Consider the following 17,381-nt stretch of genomic DNA (forward strand, 5'->3'; position numbering starts at 1 on the left):
GCGCGGTCTCTCCAGACCGCGCCCCGGCCTTTTCCCCCACCCCACCCCACCCCCCGAAGCTCACGACGATCTTGCGTGAGCTGTGGGGGCGACACGCCCATATCGAACAAAACGGCAACCGTTCACGCAAGATCGTCGCGATCTTGGGGTGGGGGTGAGGGTCGGGGGGTGTCGGCGGGTGGGATGTGTAGCCTTGCAGCGGCACCCGGGCGGCGATCTTGGCGTGGGTGGTATGTGTGCGCGCGCGGCGGCGAAAGATTGGTGACGTGGTGACTGTGCAGACCCTCGCTCCGGTGGACGGCGGCCAGGCCGGCCCGGGTGGTGTGGCCGGTGGCGAAGCGGCCGGTGGGCGTGGGCCGTTGCGGCTGCCTGTCGCGCTGGTCGTGGCGGTGCTTGGCGGGGTGGCGCTGCTGGTGGCGTTCCCGCTTTACGGGCTGTGGTGGGCTGCTCCGGTCGGGGTGGCGCTGCTGGCCGTCGCGGTGAAGGGGCGGCGGCTGAGGAGCGGGTTCGGGCTCGGGCTGGTGGCCGGGGCGGTGTTCTTCGGGCCGTTGCTGGCGTGGACGAACATGCACGTCGGGTACACGCCGTGGATCCTGTTGACGCTGTTCCAGGCGACCTACCTGGGGCTGCTCGGGCTGGCGCTGGCATGGGTCAGCACGCTTGCGGCGAAGCGGCCGTGGGTGTGGCCGGTGGGCATCGCGCTGTTGTGGGTCGCGCAGGAGGCGTTGCGGGATCGGGCGCCGTTCGGGGGGTTCCCGTGGGGGCGGCTCGCGTTCAGCCAGGCTGACGCGCCGACGCTGGCGCTGGCGGGGTACGGCGGTGCGCCGCTGGTGACGTTCGCCGTCGCGGCGGCCGGGGGGCTGCTGGCGTACGCCGTCGGGGAGATGGTCGTCGCACGGGCCTGGGCGCGCGGTGCGGCCGCGACCGGTGGGGCGCTCGCGGTCATGGTGGTCGGGCTGGTGCTGCCGGGCACGACCCCGGCCGGGCCGGTGGTGAGCGTCGCGGTCGTGCAGGGCAACGTGCCCCGCCTGGGCCTGGACTTCAACGCCCAGCGGCAGGCCGTGCTCAACAACCACGTCGCCGCGACCGTCGCGCTGGCCGAGCGGGTCCGCAACGGGCAGGCCAAGCAGCCCGACCTGGTCGTATGGCCGGAGAACGCCTCCGACATAGACCCGCTGCGCAACCCGAGCGCCGCCGGGGCGATCAACACCGCCGCGCAGGCGATCGGCGCGCCGATCCTGGTCGGGGCCGTGCTGTCCGGGCCGGGGGAGGGCGAGTCGCGCAACGCGGGCATCGTCTGGCCGACCGACCTCGCTCCGGGCGCGCAGCCGCAGCAGATGTACCTCAAGCAGCACCCGGTGCCGTTCGCCGAGTACCTGCCGCTGCGCCCCATCGTCGAACCGATCGCGCAGGCCATCACCAACCAGGCCAAGCTGCTGCGCACCGACTTCGTCGCCGGCACCGCGCCCGGCGTGCTCACCCTGGGCCCGGCGAAGGTCGGCGACGTGATCTGCTTCGAGGTCGCCTACGACGACGTCGTACGCGACACCGTCCGCGAGGGCGCGCAGCTGCTCGCCGTGCAGACCAACAACGCCACGTTCGACGAGTCCGAGGCGATGCAGCAGATGGCCATGGTGCGGCTGCGGGCGGTCGAGCACGGCCGCGACAGCCTGATGGCCTCGACAGTCGGTGTGTCCGGATTTGTAACTGCCGACGGAAATGTGCATGATGCTACTGGTTTCAATACCGACGCGGTGATCGTGCGCGACCTGCGCCTCGGCTCCGGCACCACGCCGGCGACGCGGCTCGGGGCGTGGCCGGAGTACCTGCTGACGGCGGCGGCACTCGCGCTGCTGGTCGCGGCGGGCGTGGCGCGCAGGCGCCGGACCGTGCCGGTGGAGGACACTGGACAGACGGCAACGGCGTAGTGGAGGCCCCGGTGAGCGGCAACGAGGCGGAGATCGGGTACCCCGGCGTGGGCCGGGTTCTGGTGATCATCCCGACGTACAACGAGTCGGAGAACGTGCGCCTCATCGTGCCCCGGGTGCGCCAGGCCACGCCCGACGTGGACATCCTCATCGCCGACGACAACAGCCCCGACGGCACCGGCGCGATCGCCGACGAGATGGCCGCCGCCGACGACCACGTCAAGGTCCTGCACCGGCCCGGCAAGCAGGGGCTGGGCGCGGCGTACATCGCGGGCTTCGACTGGGCCCACGAGCACGGCTACGACGCCGTCGTCGAGATGGACGCCGACGGCTCGCACGCCCCGGAGGAGCTGCCCCGGCTGCTGGACGCGCTGCGCGGCGCGGACGCGGTCATCGGCTCGCGCTGGGTGCGCGGCGGCAAGGTGATCAACTGGCCGGTGCGCCGGCTCATCCTGTCGCGCGGGGCGAACCTGTACACCCGCATCGTGATGGGCATGGGGGTCAAGGACGCCACCGGCGGCTACCGGGCCTACCGGCTGCCCGTCCTGCGCAAGATCGACGTGGAGACGGTGACCTCGCGCGGGTACAGCTTCCAGGTCGAGCTGACCCACCGCACCCACATGAACGGCTTCCGCATCGTGGAGGTGCCGATCACGTTCGCCGAGCGCGAGCACGGCGTGTCCAAGATGAGCGGCTCCATCATCAGGGAGGCGCTGTGGAAGGTCACGGTGTGGGGTGCGCAGTCCCGCCGCGACTCGGTGCGGCGTATGTTCAAGCCGAGTGACCGCTGGCCGTGATCCCGTGCCGGCCGGACCGGCTGGAGGTGATCGGATGCGCAAGCTGCGGTGGGTGCCGCTGGCAGTGCTGTGCCTGGGCGTGGTGGAGTTCGCCGTGTTCTGGGGCGTCAGCCGGGTGATCGGCTTGGGCGCGACGCTGCTGCTGGCCGTCGGCCTGATGCTGCTCGGCGTGGTGCTGCTGCGCCGGGAGGGGCTGTCGGCGTGGCGGCGGCTGCGCGAGGCCAGGCTGGCCGGGCAGGCCCGCGGCGAGCAGGCCGTCGACGGCGTGGTGGGGCTGATCGCGGCCCTGCTGCTGGTCATCCCGGGACTGCTGACCGCCGCCGTCGGGTTGCTGCTGCTGATCCCGCCGGTGCGGCGGCTGGCCCGCGGGCGGGTGCGCGCCGCGACCGAGAAGCGGATCCCGGCCTCGGCCGCCAACAGCGTGTTCGGGCCGCGGAAGGTCCGGGTCAGCACCCCGCACGACCCGCACCACCAGTCGCGGGAGCGGCACCGGCCGCCCGGGGCGGGCACGTCCGGGCCGGGCGAGGTCATCGAGGGCGAGATCGTCGACTGACATGCGAAAGGCGCCCACCCCGAGGTGCGGGGTGGGCGCCTTTCGTATGTGCTCAGCGGCCGCGTCTGGTGCGCACGTCGGCCAGGCGCTCGTTGAGGATGTCGTCAAGCTCGGTCATGGAACGCCGCTCCAGCAGCATGTCCCAGTGCGTACGCGCGGGCTTGACCTTCTTCTCCTCCGGTTCGGTGCCGTCGACGAGGCGCGCCACGCTCCCGTCGAACTTGCACTCCCAGGTGGCGGGCACTTCGGCTTCGACCGCGAACGGCACCTCGAAGCGGTGGCCCTGGGCGCACAGGAACTCACGCATCTGGCGCGGCGCGAGTTCGGTGTTGCGCTCGGACTCGTAGCTGACGGCCCCCAGGCGGCTTCCCCGCAGCATCCGATCGCCCATGTCAGCTCCTCAGCAGTCGTTTGGCTTCCGGGTGATGCAACGACCCGGGCGGCGCGACGATTCCCCGCCGTGACCCACGCCGCTGCCGCCGCCGATTCCGGAGAGCTCCTCATGTGTGCCCAGGCGGCGCGATATCGTCCGATTGGACCACTTTTGCGGGTTACATCACATCCGGGGGTAACGCGATGGCCACCACGGCGGTGCCGGCCTCGGGCAAACCGGTCAAAACCTGGCTGGGGCACCCCGGTGGCCTGGTCGTGCTGTTCCTCACCGAGATGTGGGAGCGGTTCAGCTTCTACGGCATGCGGGCCATCCTCACCCTGTTCCTGGCCACCGAGCTGACCGACGGCGGCTTCGGCATGGACGACGTCGCCGCCGCCTCGCTGTACTCCATCTACAACTCGATGGTGTACTTCATGGCCCTGCCCGGCGGCTGGATCGCCGACCGGGTCATGGGCACCCGCCGCAGCGTGCTGTGGGGCGGCATCATCATCGCCCTGGGCCACTACTCGCTGGCGTTCTCCGCCCGGTCGATGTTCTACCTCGGCCTGGTGCTCATCGTGCTCGGCACCGGCCTGCTCAAGCCCAACATCTCCGCCATGGTCGGCGAGCTGTACGACAAGCACCCGGAGATGCACGAGTCCCGCCGCGACGCCGGCTTCACGCTGTTCTACCTCGGCATCAACCTGGGCGCTTTCATCGCCCCGCTGCTGACCGGCATCTTCGCCGCCCGCAAGGACTGGCACGTGGCGTTCGGCATCGCTGCGGTCGGCATGACCATCGCCGTGATCCAGTACGTGCTGGGCTACCGCCGGCTCGAAGGCGTCGGCCTCAAAGCGCACAAGCCCCTGCAGCACCACGAACGCGACAAGATCCTGAAGATCGCCGGGATCTGCCTGGCCGTCGTGGTCGTGCTGCTGGCGATCGATGTCGCCGCGGGCACCTTCAAGGCCGACCACGTCAAGAACGCGCTCACCATCCTGGCGCTGGTCGTGCCCGCCCTGTACTTCATCATGATGTTCCGCGACCGCACGCTGACCCACCAGGAGCGCTCCCGGGTCAGCGCCTACGTGTGGATCTTCATCGGGGCGGCGCTGTTCTGGATGATCTACGACCAGGCGGGCAGCCTGGTCAACCTGTTCACCAACGAGAAGGTCGACCGGCAGGTCGGCAGCTTCGAGATCCCCACCGCCTGGTTCCAGTCCGTCAACCCCGTGCTGATCCTGCTGCTCGCGCCCGTGTTCGCCTGGATGTGGACCAGGCTCGACCGCCGCCAGCCCGGCACCCCGGTCAAGTTCTCCCTAGCGCTGCTCGGCATCGGCGTGTCGTTCCTGGTGATGGGCGCCGCCGGCGCGGCCGCCGCCCGCGGGCTGATCTCGCCGTGGTGGATCGTGCTGGTGTACTTCATCCAGACCTGCGCCGAGCTGCTGCTGTCCCCGGTCGGGCTGTCGGTCACCACCAAACTCGCCCCGCTGCGCTACGCCAGCCAGGTGATGGGCCTGTGGTTCCTGGCCACCGCCGCCGGCAACGCCCTCAACACCTGGGTGACGCCGCTGAGCGGCAAGCTGTCCGACGCCGCGTACTACGGCAGCCTGGGCCTGCTGGCGATCATCGTGGGCGTCTGCTTCTGGTTCGGCGCCCGCCGGATCGGCGAACTGATGTCCGGCGTGCACTGAGAGGCGACACCGATGACGACCCTTGCCGACACCATCACCGTCGAGCAGCTGCGCGACGACGTCACGTCGCTGGCCGGGCGGTGCCTGTGCGACCCGGTGACCGAGCTGTTCGGGCCGCTGCTGGAGGTCCAGGAGCGCGTCTTCAACCGCCTGGAGAACGACCCCGAACCCGACCACGCGCACGAGCTGTACCTGCTCGCGGCGCTGGTGTCCGGGATGCTCGCCAAGGCCCACCACGACCTCGACCGCGAGCACCAGGCGATGTCGCTGGCCCGGATGGCGTACGTGTGCGCCGACAACATCGGCCACCCCGGGCTGCGGGCGTGGAGCCGGGGCCTGCAGAGCCTGCTGGCGTACTCGGCGGGCCGGCCGCAGGAGGCCGCCGCGTTCGCCGACTGCGGCGCGCGCATCGCCGACGGGCAGAACGGCTCGGTGACCTCGTGGCTGGCCTGCTCGCAGGCCCGCGCGCAGGCGCGGCTCGGCGCGGCCGAACCGGCCCGGCTGGCCCTGGTGCGCGCCGACGACATGCGTGAACACCACGTGCACGACGACCTCGACGCGATCGGCGGGATCTTCTGGTTCGCCCCGCCCCGCCAGCACCACTACGCCGCCGACGCGTACGCGTGCCTGCCCGGCCAGTCCGAGCGCGCGGTGCACGAGGCCACCCGGTCGATCGCCCTGTACGCGGCCGCCGCGCCCGAGCAGCGCTCCTTCGGCGACGAGGCGGGCGCGCGCTGCGTGCTCGCGCTGACCCGGGTGTGGGCCGGCGACGCGGCGGCGGCCCGGGACACCCTCGGGCCGGTGCTGCGCCTGGACCTGCCCAGGCGTACCGCCGAGGTGATGGCGGGGGTGTCCCGGGTCGGCGACGCGCTGCGCGACTCCCGCTTCACCGACGTGCCCGAGGCCCGCGACCTGCGTGCCCAGATCGAGTGGTTCGCCCAGCGCCCCGCGTCCGCACTGGCGAGCTGACGACGTCCCGGTCGAGATCCGGCGCGGCTACGCGGTGGTCGGGCCGGACCGTCACGACACGGGCGCGCCGACCGGTTCTCAGGCGCCGTCGGGCAGTGCTGCGGCCATCCGGGTGACCGCGGCGTGGGCCTGGGCGACGATCTCCGCGTCGGTGCGGTCGTGATGGTGCAGGACGGCCGCGGCGTCGCCGGCGGCCAGCAGCGCGAGCACCGGCTGCCCGAGGCCGCCGGTCAGGTCGGCCCACTCGCACCAGGTGGCGGCGTCCTCACCCCACCACAGGTAACCCCCAGGGGAGATCGGCCAGAACCGCTCCGGATACCGCAGCAGCACCTTCTCCGCCCGGCCGGTGCCGATCCGGGCCAGCGCCGTCCGGTGCCCGGCCGGCAGGTCCACGGCCAGGTCCGCGAGCACCGCCAGGGGCAGCGCGAGCACGGCCCGCTCGGCGCGCAGCGCGCCCCACGGACCGGACACGGTCACGCCGTCGCCGTCGTGGCGCACCTCGGTCACCGGGTGGTCGAGGGCGATGTCGAGCCCGGCCGCCAGCCGCGCCGGTACCACGCCCAGGCCACCGGGCAGCCAGCGGTCGCCCTCGCCGACCCCGGGCTCGCCGAACGTGCCCCGGGCCGAGGCCAGCCGCAGGTCCAGCCCGGATTCCAGGACCACCCCGGCCTCGACGGCGTACGCCAGCACGCGGCGCGCCGGCTCGTCGAGCGTGGCGGCGTGGGCGGCGATCACGTCGCCGAGCGGCCGGTCCGCGGTCCCGGTCAGCACGTGCGCGGCTGCCGCCAGCGCGTCCAGGGCCTCCGGCGCGCCGTGGACCGGCCCGGACGCCGACAGGGTCAGCGGGTTCGTGAAGTCCGTCGCGACGGTCGGCAGCCCCCACCCGCGGGCCAGGGCGGCCAGGCTGTTGCCGGCGTACTGCTGCAGCCACGCCGCGCCCAGGTCGGCGGCGACACCGCCCAGGTCCACCGTGTGCACCCGCCCGCCGACCCGCCCCCGGGCCTCCACCACCCGCACCCGGCGGCCGTGCCGGTGCAGCTCCCGGGCCGCGGCCAGGCCCGCGACGCCCGCGCCGACGACCGTGACCTGCTCGCCGGGACGGCCCGCGCCGAGCAGGTGCCCGGCGGCGGTCAGGCCCGACTCGTACGCGCCGTGCGCCATCGCCGGCCGGGCCGGGTGCACGCCCTCCCCGGCCAGCACGAGGCGGTCCGACACGGGCGCTGCCAACCGGGCCCGGTCCGCGCCGGTCCCGCCGACCAGCAGGCCCGTCCACGCGCCGCGCGACCACGGGTCGGCGCTCCAGCGCGACACCGCCCACGCGACCGGCCGGGGCGCGCGCACATCAGCCCAGCGTCAGCCAGGTGATGCCGAGTTCCCGCAACCGGGCATGCTCGGCGGCCGACAGCGGTGTCCGCCCGGTGGCGCGGCGCAGCAGCCCGGCCCGGTCCACGCCCAGCTCCTCGGCTGCCCGCGGCGCGGCCAGCCCGAACAGCAGGCCTTCGACGACCCCGGCGGCCTGCGCGGTCAGCCACGGCGCGACGCCGAGCGCGTCGGCCAGGTCCAGGCCGTGCACGGCCAGTTCCACGACCCGGGTGACCTGGAAGTCGGTCAGCCGCATCGGGTCGCCGTGGCGGGTGGTGACCAGCCGCGACCCCTGCGTCCCGGCGACCCGGGCCACGACCTGCGCCGACATCTGCTCGAACCAGTCGATCAGCTCCGCCGGGGTGCGCTGCTCGGCGTACTCCTGCGCGATGTCGACCCGCTGCCGGTCGGTCGCGGGGCTGAACCGCTCGTCGGGGGAGTAGTAGCGGGCCGTGTCGACCGGCGGGCCCGCCGGCGCGGGCGCGTCGAGCATCGCCAGGGTCCGCGACAGCGCGATCGCGGCGTGCGCGAACTCGCCGCGTACCGTCCACGGCGGGCAGCACGTCGGCCGGTCCAGGTCCGCGACCGGGGCCGCGCGCAGCGCCGCGACCAGCGCGGCCGACTCGGCGGCGACCGCCGCGCCGACCGTGGCCTCGTCCGGGACCAGCGACACGACCCGGAACCGCTCGGCGACAGCGACGGTGTCGTCGTCGACCGTGAAGTCCGGCCGCCCGAGGTAGTCGCGCAGCTGCTGCGAGTGCCAGAAGTTCTCATGCGCGGCCCGCCAGCCCGCGACGCTGGTGTAGCCCTCGCCCTCGTCGATCGCGTGGGCGAGGTCGATCTCGCCGAGCGGCACCTGCCGCACCTCGGTGACCTCCAGGACCGCGACCGGCTGCCCGCCGGAGTCGATCAGCGCCGACCGGTGGCCGGGTAACGGCAGCGGCTCGCCGTCGAGCTCGTACCCGATGAGCAGCCCCGTCGTGGCGGTCTTGCTCCCGTCGAGCACGGCGGCGACGAGCTTGTCCCGCAGCGGCCCGGGGAAAGCCAGCTCGTAATCACTCAACGCGTCGTAGACCACGCCGTCAGCCTAGATCCACCGGCCCCCCCAGGTCTCGCCGCGCACCCCCGGTCAGCCGGGCTCGGCCGGGGTGAGCGGCGCGGCGAGCAGGGCCAGCGCGCCCGCCAGGGCGAACGCTGCGCCGTAACCGGCCGGGGCGATGAGCAGGCCGAGCGCGGCCGGGGTCAGGGCCGCACCGACGTTCTGGACCGTGTTCTGCGTGCCCAGGGCACGCCCCGCCCAGACCGGCCCGGCGTGCTCGGCGACCGCCGTGTACGACAGGCCGTTGCCGCTCATCGACACCGCGACCGCGAGCACCAGCAGCGGCGCGGTCAGCCCCGACCCGGCCTGCGTCGCCCCGGCGACCAGCAGCACCACGGCGGCGTTGACCACCGCCAGCTGCCGCATCGGCCGCAGCCTGCTGGCCACCGCGTCCGACCAGCGCCCGCACACCAGCCGCCCCGCGCCGCCGAGCAGGTAGGCCGCGGCGGCCGCCCGCCCCGCCGCGCTCTCCGACCAGCCGCGTTCACCCACCAGGTACGCCACGGCGAAGACGCTGGTCGTGAACTGCGGCACGACCAGCAGCAGGCTCGCCCCGTGAATGCGCCACAACCCCGCCGTCCGGTACGGCGACCCCGCCGCGGCCACCACCGCCGGCTCCGGCCGGGGCGGATCGACCACGAACACGCCCACCGCGACCGCCGACACCAGGCAGACCGCCGCGCACACCAGCAGCACCCCGCGCACCCCGTGCGCCTGCGCGACCAGCGGCGTGCCCAGCCCGGCCAGCGCGCCGGAGACCGGCAGCGCGGTCTGGCGCAGCCCCATCGCGAACCCGCGCCGCTGCGGCGGGAACCAGCCCAGCACCACCCGCCCGCTGGCCGCGTTGCCCGACGCGCACGCGGCTCCGGCCAGTGTCAGCGCCGCCCCGAGCGCCGCCAGGCCGGTCGCGTACGCCGCCAGGGTCAGCGTCAGCGTCGCGCAGGCCAGCCCGGCGGTCATGGTCAGGCGCTCGCCGTACCGGTCGGCGCACCAGCCCCAGGCGATCAGCGCCAGCACCATGCCCGCGCTCGGCGCGCCCAGCAGCAGCCCCACGTCGCCGAGCCCGTACCCCTGTGCGCGCAGCGCCGGCACCAGCAGGATCAGCGCACCGGTCGGCAGGTAGCAGGCCCCCTGGGCGAGCATGCCCAGCCCGAGCATCAGCCAGCGGTTCGGCGCCCCCATCGGCTGACGGTAGACGCCCGGCGGCCAGCTCCGATACGTGATCCTCGTCGCGGCGACCCGGTCGCGGATCGCAGGGTTATCGGCTTGACTCTGACGTAGCGGGAGACTCGAACCTGGTTCTCGGAAGGGAGAGAACCGTGGCTTACACCGTGGGCAAGGTCGCCGAACTCGCCGGAGTGACCGTCCGGACGCTGCACCACTACGACGAGATCGGCCTGCTGTCGCCCAGCGAGCGCTCGTCCACCGGCTACCGCCGGTACGTCGACGCCGACCTGGAGCGGCTGCAGCAGATCCTGTACTACCGGGAGCTGCAGTTCTCGCTGGAAGAGATCGCGGCCATCCTCGACGACCCGCAGTCCGACGCGACGGCGCACCTGCGCCGCCAGCACGAGCTGCTGACCGGGCGCATCAAGCGGCTGCAGGAGATGGTCACCGCGATCGAGTTCGCGATGGAGGCGAGCAAAGTGGGAGTCAACCTCACCCCTGAGGAGCGTTTCGAGGTCTTCGGGGACTTCAACCCCGACGACTACACCGAGGAGGTGGAGCAGCGCTGGGGCGGCACGGACGCCTACCGGGAGTCCACCCGCCGCACCGCCCGCTACACCAAGGACGACTGGCTGCGTAACAAGCAGGAGAACGAGGACTGGGGCCGCCGCTTCACCGCCCTGATGGACTCCGGCACCCCCGCCGAGAGCCCCGAAGCGATGGACCTGGCCGAGGAGCACCGCCAACTCATCAGCCGCTGGTTCTACGAGTGCAACTACGAAATCCACACCGGCCTCGCCGACATGTACCTGGCCGACGAGCGTTTCATGGCCACCTACGAGGCCATCAAACCCGGCATGACCCAGTACCTCCACGACGCGATCCACGCCAACGCCGTCGCCCGCGCGTGACAAGATCACGACGATCTTGCGTGTACTGCGGGTACGACACGCGCCAATGGGGCGAACCCGCAACAGTTCACGCAAGATCGTCGTGATCTCGGGCAGGTCAGGTTGTGGTTTTGATGTGTGTGTCCGGGCCTGGGTAGAGGATTCCCTCGTGTTGGTCGTCTTCCCAGCGGACCGTGTACGGCGGGCTGCCGTCCTCGTGCGGCACCGCGGTGATGACCCCGATCCTGCGGTGGTCCCCGACATGTGTGCCCTCGACGACGATCGTGTCGCCGACCTTTGCCTTCATGGCCTCCACCTCCTCGTCCATTGTCCGGACGAATCGGGGCCGGATGCACGTTTCGCGCAACCACGGCACGGGCCGGGCTGTGCCAGACTCCGGGCCATGGCCGTATCGCTGGTGTACGAGACGCACTCGCCGACGCTGGACAACGAGGCGGGTTTCGCGACCGGCTGGCTGCCCGGCGAGCTGTCCCCGGCCGGCCTGGAAAGGGCGGCGGAGCTGGGCGAACGCCGCCGCGGGGAGCACCTGGACCTGGTCGTCAGCTCGGACCTGCGGCGGGCGGTGCAGACGGCGCGGATCGCGTTCGGGGGCAGCGGGGTCGAGCACCGCACCGACGCGCGGCTGCGCGAGATCAACTACGGCGAGCTCAACGGTATGCCGGTGGCGCGGCTCGACGCGGAGCGGGCCCGCCGCGTCGACGCGCCGTTCCCGGGCGGGGAGTCCTACCGGCAGGTCGTGGAGCGCACCGCGGACCTGCTGGAGGAGCTGGCCGCCACCCACGACGGGCGGCGGGTGCTGCTGGTGGCGCACGCGGCCAACCGGTACGCCCTGGCCGTGCTGCTGGGCGGCGCGGACCTGGCCGAGCGGGTCGGCGCGCCGTTCACGTGGCAGCCGGGATGGGAGTACACGCTGCCCGCGGGCTGGGTCAGGCCGGCGCCAGGACCCAGTGCAGCGGGCTCTGCTCGGTGAAACCGGTCCGGCGCAGCACGTTCGCGCTTGGCTGGTTGTCGTATTCGAGGGTCGCGACGATCTGCCGCGCGCCGAGCCGGAACGCCAGCGCGACCAGCGCGGATGCGGCCTCGGCGGCGTAACCCTGGCCGCGCGCGGACTCGGCCAGGCCGTACCCGATCTCGACCGTGCCGGCCTCGTCGGGCGCGCCGTGGAAACCCACCCCGCCCACGACCAGGCCGCTCGCGCGGACCTCGATGGTGTACGGCACCCACGGCCCGGCGGGCGCGCCCGCCCGCAGATAGCCCCGGGCCGCGGACTGGTCGCCCTCGAACGGGAAGTCGTCGGCCCAGCGCTGCTCGCGCGGCGCGCCGTCGGCGATCCGCGCCGCCAGGATCGGGGTCAGTGGGCGCAGCAGCAGCCGCTCGGTCTCGATCACAAGTCCAGCAGCGTACCGGCGCGGCGCACCCCCGTCTCGCCCACCGGGGACGAAACAGGCATCATGCCTCACATGACGTGGACCGCGCCCCAGATCACCCGCACCGACGAGCCGTACGCCGCCGACGAGCGCACCCTGCTGGACGGCATGCTCGACCGGCACCGCGCCACGCTGCTGCACAAGTGCGCCGGGCTCACCGGGCAGCAGCTCATGCGGGCGTCCGCGCCGCCGTCCACGCTGACCCTGCTCGGCCTGGTCCGGCACCTGGCCGACGTGGAGCGCACCTGGTTCCGCCGCCGGGTCCGCGGCGAAGCCGTCCCGGCGCTCTACGCCCACCCCGACGGCCGCCCCGGGGCCGCGTTCGACCTGGCCGACCCGGCCCGCGCCGAGGCCGACCTCGCCACGCTGGCCGCCGAGCAGCAGGCCTGCCGCGACGCCGTGGCCGGCGCGTCACTGGACGACACGTTCACCCACGAGCGCCTCCAGGAGCCGATGACCCTGCGCTGGGTGTACCTGCACATGATCGAGGAGTACGCCCGCCACAACGGCCACGCCGACCTGATCCGCGAGGCCCTCGACGGCGTCACCGGCGAGTGAACACGCCCGCTAGGCTCGGAAGCGACCGCCAGAAGACCAGCTCAGGAGCCGTCGTCGTGTCCAGCGCCCCACCCGCCGAGACCTGGCGTGAGCGCCTGCACGCCGACTGCTCGCGCTGCTTCGCGCTGTGCTGCGTCGCGCCCGCGTTCGCCCGGTCCAGCGACTTCGCGATCGACAAACCCGCCGGCACCGCCTGCCCGAACCTGCGCGCGGACTTCCGCTGCGGCATCCACACGCAGCTGCGGGAGCGCGGCTTCGCCGGGTGCACCGTGTTCGACTGCTTCGGGGCGGGCCAGCAGGTCGCCCAGGTGACCTTCGGCGGCCGCGACTGGCGTGCCGAACCCGCCACGGCCCGGGACATGTTCGCCTCGTTCACGGTCATGCGGCACCTGCACGAGCTGCTCTACCTGCTGCACGAGGCGGTGTCGCTGCACCCGGGCGGCCCGCTGGGCGCGGACCTGGCCCGGGTGCTGGCCCAGACCGAGCAGCTGACCGGCGGCACGCCCGCCGAGCTCGCGGCGATCGACGTTGACGCGCGCCGCCGCGAGGCCGCCGACCTGCTGCGCCAGGCCAGCGCGGCGGTCCGCGGGCGCGGCGGGCCGCTCGGACCCGACCGGTCCGGGGCCGACCTGATGGGCGCGGACCTGCGCGGAGCCGACCTGCGCCGGGGGAGCCTGCGCGGGACGTACCTGATCGGCGCCGACCTGCGCGGCGCGGACCTGCGCGGAGCCGATCTGCTGGGCGCGGACCTGCGCGGGGCCGACCTCCGCGGCGCGGACCTCACCGGCTGCCTGTACCTGCTCCAGTCGCAGCTCGACGCCGCCCGCGGCGACCTCGGCACGGTCCTGCCGCCGACACACACCCGCCCGGCCCACTGGCCCGCCACGCACACCGCCACCGGCGACGCCGGCAGCCGCGCCCGCCCATCGCGCCCGGCCCGCAACCGCCCCACTCGCCGCCGCTGACCCCACCCGATGCCGGGTCACTCGGTGGCGCGGCCCGCGCGCCCGCGCCACCGATCACACTCGCCGCAGCGACGGCCGGTGGCGCGTGGCCGCGCCGCTTCGCCCCCGCGACGGCGTTCGCCCAGGTCACCGATCTTGTGTTCACCGCCGGGCGACGGCGGGGGCCGCGTGGCTGTTCCGGCGGGTCCGGTAGCCGCTACCCTCAGTGTGTGGACCGCCGCGATCGCCGCAGTGCCGCGCCCCCTAGCGCGCGGCCGGGCCGCCGTGCGCTGGTGGCCCCGGACCTGACCGCGCTGACCGGGCCGACGTCCGGTGTCGCGGTGCTGCCGCACCGGCTGTTCTGGCAGGCCGACCGCCGCGTCGAGCTGGACAACCCGCACCTGCTGCAGTGGATGTACGAGACGGTGCTGCGCGAGGCGGGCACCACCGAGGAGCTGCGGGCCTGGCTCGACGGGCCGACCCTGGTCCGGCTGTGGCCGCAGCTGTTCCTGCCGCGCGGGGTGCGCCAGGCCTGGGAGCAGCGCCACCCGGCGCTGCGCGCCGCCGACCGGCGGGCGATGACGGCCACCGGATGACGGTCGAGGAACTCCAGGTCGAGGTCGCGCGGATCGCGCTGGGTGTGGCGCAGGCGCACGGGTTCGCCCTCGGCGGCGGGCACGCGCTCAACCTGTACGGCATCGTGCACCGCGCGACCGAGGACGTCGACCTGTTCACCGACGTCGACGGCGGCGTGCGCGCGGCCGGCGCACTGGTCGCGCAGGCGCTGGCCGCGGCCGGGCTGGACGTCACCGCGTACGGCGACGACCTCGGCGAGGTGTTCGGCGGCCTCGACGACGAGCTGGTCGAGTTCCAGATCACCCGCGCCGACGCGGTGATGCGGCTGACCCTGGCCCGCTTCGACCGCAACCGCGGCGCCGTCGTCATGGACATCGGCCCGGTGCTGCACGTCGAGGACGTGCTCGGCGGCAAGGTCGCCGCGCTGGCGACCCGGGCCGAGCCCCGCGACTACATCGACGTGGCGGGCGCGCTGCGCGACTACCCCCGCGAGCAGCTCGTCGAGCTGGGCCTGCGCGCCGACCCGACCCTGTCCGACGAGGACTTCACCGCCGCCATGGACCGCCTGGACCGCCTGTCCGACGACGTCTGGCGGCAGCTGTACGGGCTGACCCCGCAGGCCTGCGCCACCGTGCGCGCCGCCTTCGCCGACTGGCCCCGCGACCGCGGCTGACCGCGCGCCGGGTACACGCCCCGCCGACCAGCGCCGCATCCACCTGGAGCAGATCTACCCCGAACTGGGCGCCGCCGTCTACGAAGCCTGGCAGTCCAAACCCGACCACCACCCCTACTGAGCACGAAGCACGAAGGAAGGGCACCTTCCACACGGACGTCCGTGTAGAAGGTGCCCTTCCCATCCCCGCACCGGCGGGCGCCGGATCAGTGCAGGGAGTCTGTGGTGCGGATGCGGGTGACCAGCTGTTCCAGGGCGGCGATCTCCTGGCGGAGGGCGGTGGCGCCCTGGCGGGTCAGCTTCAACCAGGTGCAGGGCTTGCGGCCCGCGTACCCCTTGCGGATCTCGACCAGTCCCGCGTCCTCCAGCACCCGCAGGTGCCGGCTGAGGTTGCCGTCGCTGAGCTGGAGCTGGTCGCGCAGCGCGGTGAACGAGCACTCGGCGGTCTCGGCGAGCACGGCCATGATGCCCAGCCGGAACCGCTGGTGGACGGTCTCGTCCAGCGCCAGCGCCGGGTGGACCGGCTCGCCGTCGGTCACTTCATCGCTCCGCGGCTGCGTACGGCCCGCACCGTGGCGAAGACCAGCAGTGGCAGCGCCATCAGGATCAGCGTCGGACCGGGGCGGTTGAGCCCGAACAGGGTCAGCTGCCCGCCCAGCGCCGGACCCTCGAACCCGCCGAGCACCCATGCCTGCCAGCCTGCCAGCTGCCCGAGACCCTGCGAGCACTGCCACCAGGTGATCGCGCCGACCCAGACGCCGGACAGCGCCACGGCCCGGCTGCGCTCGGCCCAGCCGAGCACCACGATCGCGAGCGCGATCGGCATCACCGGCGTGAACAGCCCGAGCCTGACCTGCTCGACGATCGGCACGCCCGGATAGTTCTTCACCAGGTCGTGATCGGCGGGCAGGTCGGCCCGCATCGCCGCGAGCACCGCCAGCGCGAGCAGGGCGCCCAGGGCCGTGATCGCGAACCAGCGCCAGGGCACCCGGACGCCGACGCGGCGGGCGCGCCAGCGGTACCAGACGCCGATCAGCGTGATGGTCAGCGGCGTGCCGATGAACCAGAACAGGTAGGACGCCTGCGCGCTGCGCTGCTCGTCGGGCAGCCCGGCCCAGCGGGAGGTGACCGCCAGCTGGTCGACCTGGGCGAACGGCACCAGGTAGAGGCTGATGCTGGCGAGCAGCAGCACCGCCAGCGCCGCCACCGGGAACCATGCCCCGGCGTGGGCCTGCCTGCGTGCCTGCTCGCGAAGTCGGCGCACCTCGTCGAGCAGCTGCTCGGGTAACGCGGTTGCCGGTGTCGTCATCGACGGACTCCTCTCTACGGTCGCCAAGGACTTTGTAATGCAAAGTACATTGGTTCCGCAAGGGGCGCAGCCCGTTTCCCGCCGGCCGTGCCCGTTCGGCGACGCGCCCGCCGGGTCGGGTAAACCGCGCGACCCGGCGACGGGCGGCCATTAGCCTCAGCCGGTGACCGACGATCTGCTGAACCGCCTGGAACGCTTCTACGACGCCGTGCCCCGCGACCGGACCGCCGTGGAGCGGCACGGCGGCCTCGAACTGTTCCTGCGCCAGAACACGCCGTACCCGTTCTACGCCCGCCCGGTGCTGGGCGGACCTGCCCCGACCGCGGCCGACGTCGCCGCCGTACGCGCCCGCCAGCGCGAACTCGACGTGCCCGAGTCGTTCGAGTGGGTCCACGAGACCACCCCCGGACTGCTGCCGCTCGCCGAGGCGGCCGGGCTGTCCGTGCTGCGCGCCCCGCTGCTCGTGCTCGACCCCGCCCGGCTGTCCGCCGACACCGGCCCGGCCCGCATCGTCGACGCGGACGCCCCGGAAGCCGCCGCCGACCTGGCCGCGATCAGCGCCGTCGCGCACATCGGGTTCGGCTCCCCGGGCACCGCCGTCGGCGACGGCGGGACGGCCGAGCGCGACGCCGCGCTGAACGTTCCCGACGGCGAGGCGCTCGCCCGGCAGCTCGCCGACATCCGCAGCGGCGTACGCGCCCACGCCGTCGCCGAGCTGCCCGGCCAGGGCGCGGCGGCCAGCGGCCTGTACCAGCGCGCGGGTGACGTCGCCGAGATCGTCGGGGTGGCCACGCTGCCCTCGGCGCGCCGCCGCGGCCTCGGCGGAGCCGTCACCGCGCTGCTCGCCCGCCACGCCCTGGACCAGGGCACGGGGCTGGTGTTCCTGTCCGCGGCCTCGGCGGACGTGGCCCGGGTGTACGAGCGCCAGGGCTTCGTCCGCGTCGCCACCGCCTGCATCGCCGATCCCGCCTGATCAGCGCGCCGCGAAGATAGGAAGGGCACCTTCACAACGCTATGCGTTGTAGAAGGTGCCCTTCCTTC

General features: G+C 73.6%; 20 protein-coding genes and 1 pseudogene. 12 read left to right on the forward strand and 9 right to left on the reverse strand.

All coding sequences use genetic code 11. The features are described from left to right. Positions 1-323: 323 nt before the first annotated feature. Genes lnt through Cco03nite_RS25880 form a run of 3 tightly spaced genes read left to right on the forward strand, consistent with a single transcriptional unit; the run spans position 324 to position 3,278 of the window. Entirely contained in the window at positions 324-1,928 is a 1,605-nt protein-coding gene (lnt, locus tag Cco03nite_RS25870) for an apolipoprotein N-acyltransferase (RefSeq protein WP_239167668.1), read from the forward strand. Positions 1,929-1,939: 11 nt separating this feature from the next. Continuing rightward, complete coding sequence (locus Cco03nite_RS25875; RefSeq protein WP_239167661.1) at positions 1,940-2,725, forward strand: polyprenol monophosphomannose synthase; 786 nt, start codon at positions 1,940-1,942, stop codon at positions 2,723-2,725. A gap of 34 nt (positions 2,726-2,759) precedes the next feature. Next, positions 2,760-3,278: an FxsA family protein gene (locus Cco03nite_RS25880; RefSeq protein ID WP_203694806.1), complete on the forward strand. Its 519-nt coding sequence runs from the start codon at positions 2,760-2,762 to the stop codon at positions 3,276-3,278. A 52-nt stretch (positions 3,279-3,330) separates the two neighbouring features. On the opposite strand, the gene Cco03nite_RS25885 is transcribed toward Cco03nite_RS25880, so the two are convergent. Continuing rightward, positions 3,331-3,669, reverse strand: a complete 339-nt coding sequence (locus tag Cco03nite_RS25885) for an RNA polymerase-binding protein RbpA (protein ID WP_203694807.1) — start codon at positions 3,667-3,669, stop codon at positions 3,331-3,333. 185 nt (positions 3,670-3,854) lie between these two features. On the opposite strand from Cco03nite_RS25885, the gene Cco03nite_RS25890 reads away from it, so the two are divergent. Further along, positions 3,855-5,345 (forward strand): peptide MFS transporter, encoded by a 1,491-nt coding sequence (locus Cco03nite_RS25890; protein ID WP_203694808.1) that lies wholly within the window; start codon positions 3,855-3,857, stop codon positions 5,343-5,345. Between the two features lie 12 nt (positions 5,346-5,357). Then, positions 5,358-6,314, forward strand: coding sequence for an XRE family transcriptional regulator (locus Cco03nite_RS25895; protein WP_203694809.1), 957 nt, complete (start codon positions 5,358-5,360; stop codon positions 6,312-6,314). Positions 6,315-6,392: 78 nt separating this feature from the next. Here Cco03nite_RS25895 and Cco03nite_RS25900 read toward each other — a convergent pair whose 3' ends face one another. The 4 genes and pseudogenes from Cco03nite_RS25900 to Cco03nite_RS25910 all read right to left on the reverse strand — a co-directional run bounded on the left by Cco03nite_RS25900 (position 6,393) and on the right by Cco03nite_RS25910 (position 9,957). Continuing rightward, complete coding sequence (locus Cco03nite_RS25900; protein ID WP_203694810.1) at positions 6,393-7,655, reverse strand: flavin monoamine oxidase family protein; 1,263 nt, start codon at positions 7,653-7,655, stop codon at positions 6,393-6,395. Position 7,656: 1 nt separating this feature from the next. Next, positions 7,657-8,349: a maleylpyruvate isomerase N-terminal domain-containing protein gene (locus tag Cco03nite_RS42525; RefSeq protein ID WP_239167670.1), complete on the reverse strand. Its 693-nt coding sequence runs from the start codon at positions 8,347-8,349 to the stop codon at positions 7,657-7,659. Continuing rightward, a pseudogene (locus Cco03nite_RS42530) lies at positions 8,344-8,739 on the reverse strand (ASCH domain-containing protein); the annotation flags it as partial. The gene Cco03nite_RS42525 and the pseudogene Cco03nite_RS42530, both read right to left, overlap by 6 nt. A gap of 66 nt (positions 8,740-8,805) precedes the next feature. Next, a complete protein-coding gene (locus Cco03nite_RS25910) occupies positions 8,806-9,957 on the reverse strand; it encodes an MFS transporter (RefSeq protein ID WP_203694812.1) in 1,152 nt (383 codons plus the stop codon). A gap of 137 nt (positions 9,958-10,094) precedes the next feature. On the opposite strand from Cco03nite_RS25910, the gene Cco03nite_RS25915 reads away from it, so the two are divergent. Next, entirely contained in the window at positions 10,095-10,853 is a 759-nt protein-coding gene (locus Cco03nite_RS25915) for a MerR family transcriptional regulator (protein ID WP_203694813.1), read from the forward strand. Positions 10,854-10,950: 97 nt separating this feature from the next. Here Cco03nite_RS25915 and Cco03nite_RS25920 read toward each other — a convergent pair whose 3' ends face one another. Continuing rightward, positions 10,951-11,160, reverse strand: a complete 210-nt coding sequence (locus tag Cco03nite_RS25920; protein WP_239167662.1) for a DUF1918 domain-containing protein — start codon at positions 11,158-11,160, stop codon at positions 10,951-10,953. A gap of 75 nt (positions 11,161-11,235) precedes the next feature. Between Cco03nite_RS25920 and Cco03nite_RS25925 the strand changes: the two genes are divergently transcribed. Continuing rightward, entirely contained in the window at positions 11,236-11,823 is a 588-nt protein-coding gene (locus Cco03nite_RS25925; RefSeq protein WP_203694814.1) for a histidine phosphatase family protein, read from the forward strand. Here Cco03nite_RS25925 and Cco03nite_RS25930 read toward each other — a convergent pair. Next, on the reverse strand, positions 11,780-12,241 hold the full coding sequence (locus Cco03nite_RS25930; RefSeq protein WP_203694815.1) for a GNAT family N-acetyltransferase: 462 nt from the start codon (positions 12,239-12,241) through the stop codon (positions 11,780-11,782). The two genes, Cco03nite_RS25925 and Cco03nite_RS25930, sit on opposite strands and share 44 nt — an antisense overlap. 72 nt (positions 12,242-12,313) lie before the next feature. On the opposite strand from Cco03nite_RS25930, the gene Cco03nite_RS25935 reads away from it, so the two are divergent. The 4 genes from Cco03nite_RS25935 (at position 12,314) to Cco03nite_RS25950 (ending at position 15,031) form a co-directional block, all read left to right on the forward strand. Next, a complete protein-coding gene (locus Cco03nite_RS25935) occupies positions 12,314-12,838 on the forward strand; it encodes a DinB family protein (RefSeq protein WP_203694816.1) in 525 nt (174 codons plus the stop codon). A gap of 56 nt (positions 12,839-12,894) precedes the next feature. Further along, a complete protein-coding gene (locus tag Cco03nite_RS25940; RefSeq protein WP_203694817.1) occupies positions 12,895-13,803 on the forward strand; it encodes a pentapeptide repeat-containing protein in 909 nt (302 codons plus the stop codon). Positions 13,804-14,012: 209 nt separating this feature from the next. Further along, positions 14,013-14,378 (forward strand): hypothetical protein, encoded by a 366-nt coding sequence (locus Cco03nite_RS25945; RefSeq protein ID WP_203694818.1) that lies wholly within the window; start codon positions 14,013-14,015, stop codon positions 14,376-14,378. Beyond that, positions 14,375-15,031: a nucleotidyl transferase AbiEii/AbiGii toxin family protein gene (locus Cco03nite_RS25950; protein WP_203694819.1), complete on the forward strand. Its 657-nt coding sequence runs from the start codon at positions 14,375-14,377 to the stop codon at positions 15,029-15,031. Before Cco03nite_RS25945 ends, Cco03nite_RS25950 begins: the two co-directional genes overlap by 4 nt. A 206-nt stretch (positions 15,032-15,237) precedes the next feature. On the opposite strand, the gene Cco03nite_RS25955 is transcribed toward Cco03nite_RS25950, so the two are convergent. Beyond that, positions 15,238-15,570, reverse strand: coding sequence for a winged helix-turn-helix domain-containing protein (locus Cco03nite_RS25955; RefSeq protein ID WP_239167663.1), 333 nt, complete (start codon positions 15,568-15,570; stop codon positions 15,238-15,240). Further along, entirely contained in the window at positions 15,567-16,340 is a 774-nt protein-coding gene (locus Cco03nite_RS42535; protein ID WP_239167664.1) for a hypothetical protein, read from the reverse strand. The genes Cco03nite_RS25955 and Cco03nite_RS42535 overlap by 4 nt, the downstream gene beginning before the upstream one ends. 163 nt (positions 16,341-16,503) lie before the next feature. On the opposite strand from Cco03nite_RS42535, the gene Cco03nite_RS25960 reads away from it, so the two are divergent. Next, the gene (locus Cco03nite_RS25960) at positions 16,504-17,313 is read left to right on the forward strand and encodes a GNAT family N-acetyltransferase (RefSeq protein WP_203694821.1); all 810 of its coding nucleotides are present in this window, start codon (positions 16,504-16,506) and stop codon (positions 17,311-17,313) included. The last annotated feature ends 68 nt before the right edge of the window (positions 17,314-17,381 follow it).

The sequence above is a fragment of the Catellatospora coxensis genome, assembly GCF_016862635.1.
Classification (GTDB): Bacteria; Actinomycetota; Actinomycetes; order Mycobacteriales; family Micromonosporaceae; genus Catellatospora; species Catellatospora coxensis.

Coding starts and splice junctions, on each gene's coding strand:
- Cco03nite_RS25880 (WP_203694806.1), top strand. CDS start 2,760: ATGCGCAAGCTGCGGTGGGTGCCGCTGGCAGTGCTGTGCCTGGGCGTG.
- Cco03nite_RS25885 (WP_203694807.1), bottom strand. CDS start 3,669: ATGGGCGATCGGATGCTGCGGGGAAGCCGCCTGGGGGCCGTCAGCTAC.
- Cco03nite_RS25890 (WP_203694808.1), top strand. CDS start 3,855: ATGGCCACCACGGCGGTGCCGGCCTCGGGCAAACCGGTCAAAACCTGG.
- Cco03nite_RS25895 (WP_203694809.1), top strand. CDS start 5,358: ATGACGACCCTTGCCGACACCATCACCGTCGAGCAGCTGCGCGACGAC.
- Cco03nite_RS25910 (WP_203694812.1), bottom strand. CDS start 9,957: ATGGGGGCGCCGAACCGCTGGCTGATGCTCGGGCTGGGCATGCTCGCC.
- Cco03nite_RS25920 (WP_239167662.1), bottom strand. CDS start 11,160: ATGGACGAGGAGGTGGAGGCCATGAAGGCAAAGGTCGGCGACACGATC.
- Cco03nite_RS25925 (WP_203694814.1), top strand. CDS start 11,236: ATGGCCGTATCGCTGGTGTACGAGACGCACTCGCCGACGCTGGACAAC.
- Cco03nite_RS25935 (WP_203694816.1), top strand. CDS start 12,314: ATGACGTGGACCGCGCCCCAGATCACCCGCACCGACGAGCCGTACGCC.
- Cco03nite_RS25950 (WP_203694819.1), top strand. CDS start 14,375: ATGACGGTCGAGGAACTCCAGGTCGAGGTCGCGCGGATCGCGCTGGGT.
- Cco03nite_RS42535 (WP_239167664.1), bottom strand. CDS start 16,340: ATGACGACACCGGCAACCGCGTTACCCGAGCAGCTGCTCGACGAGGTG.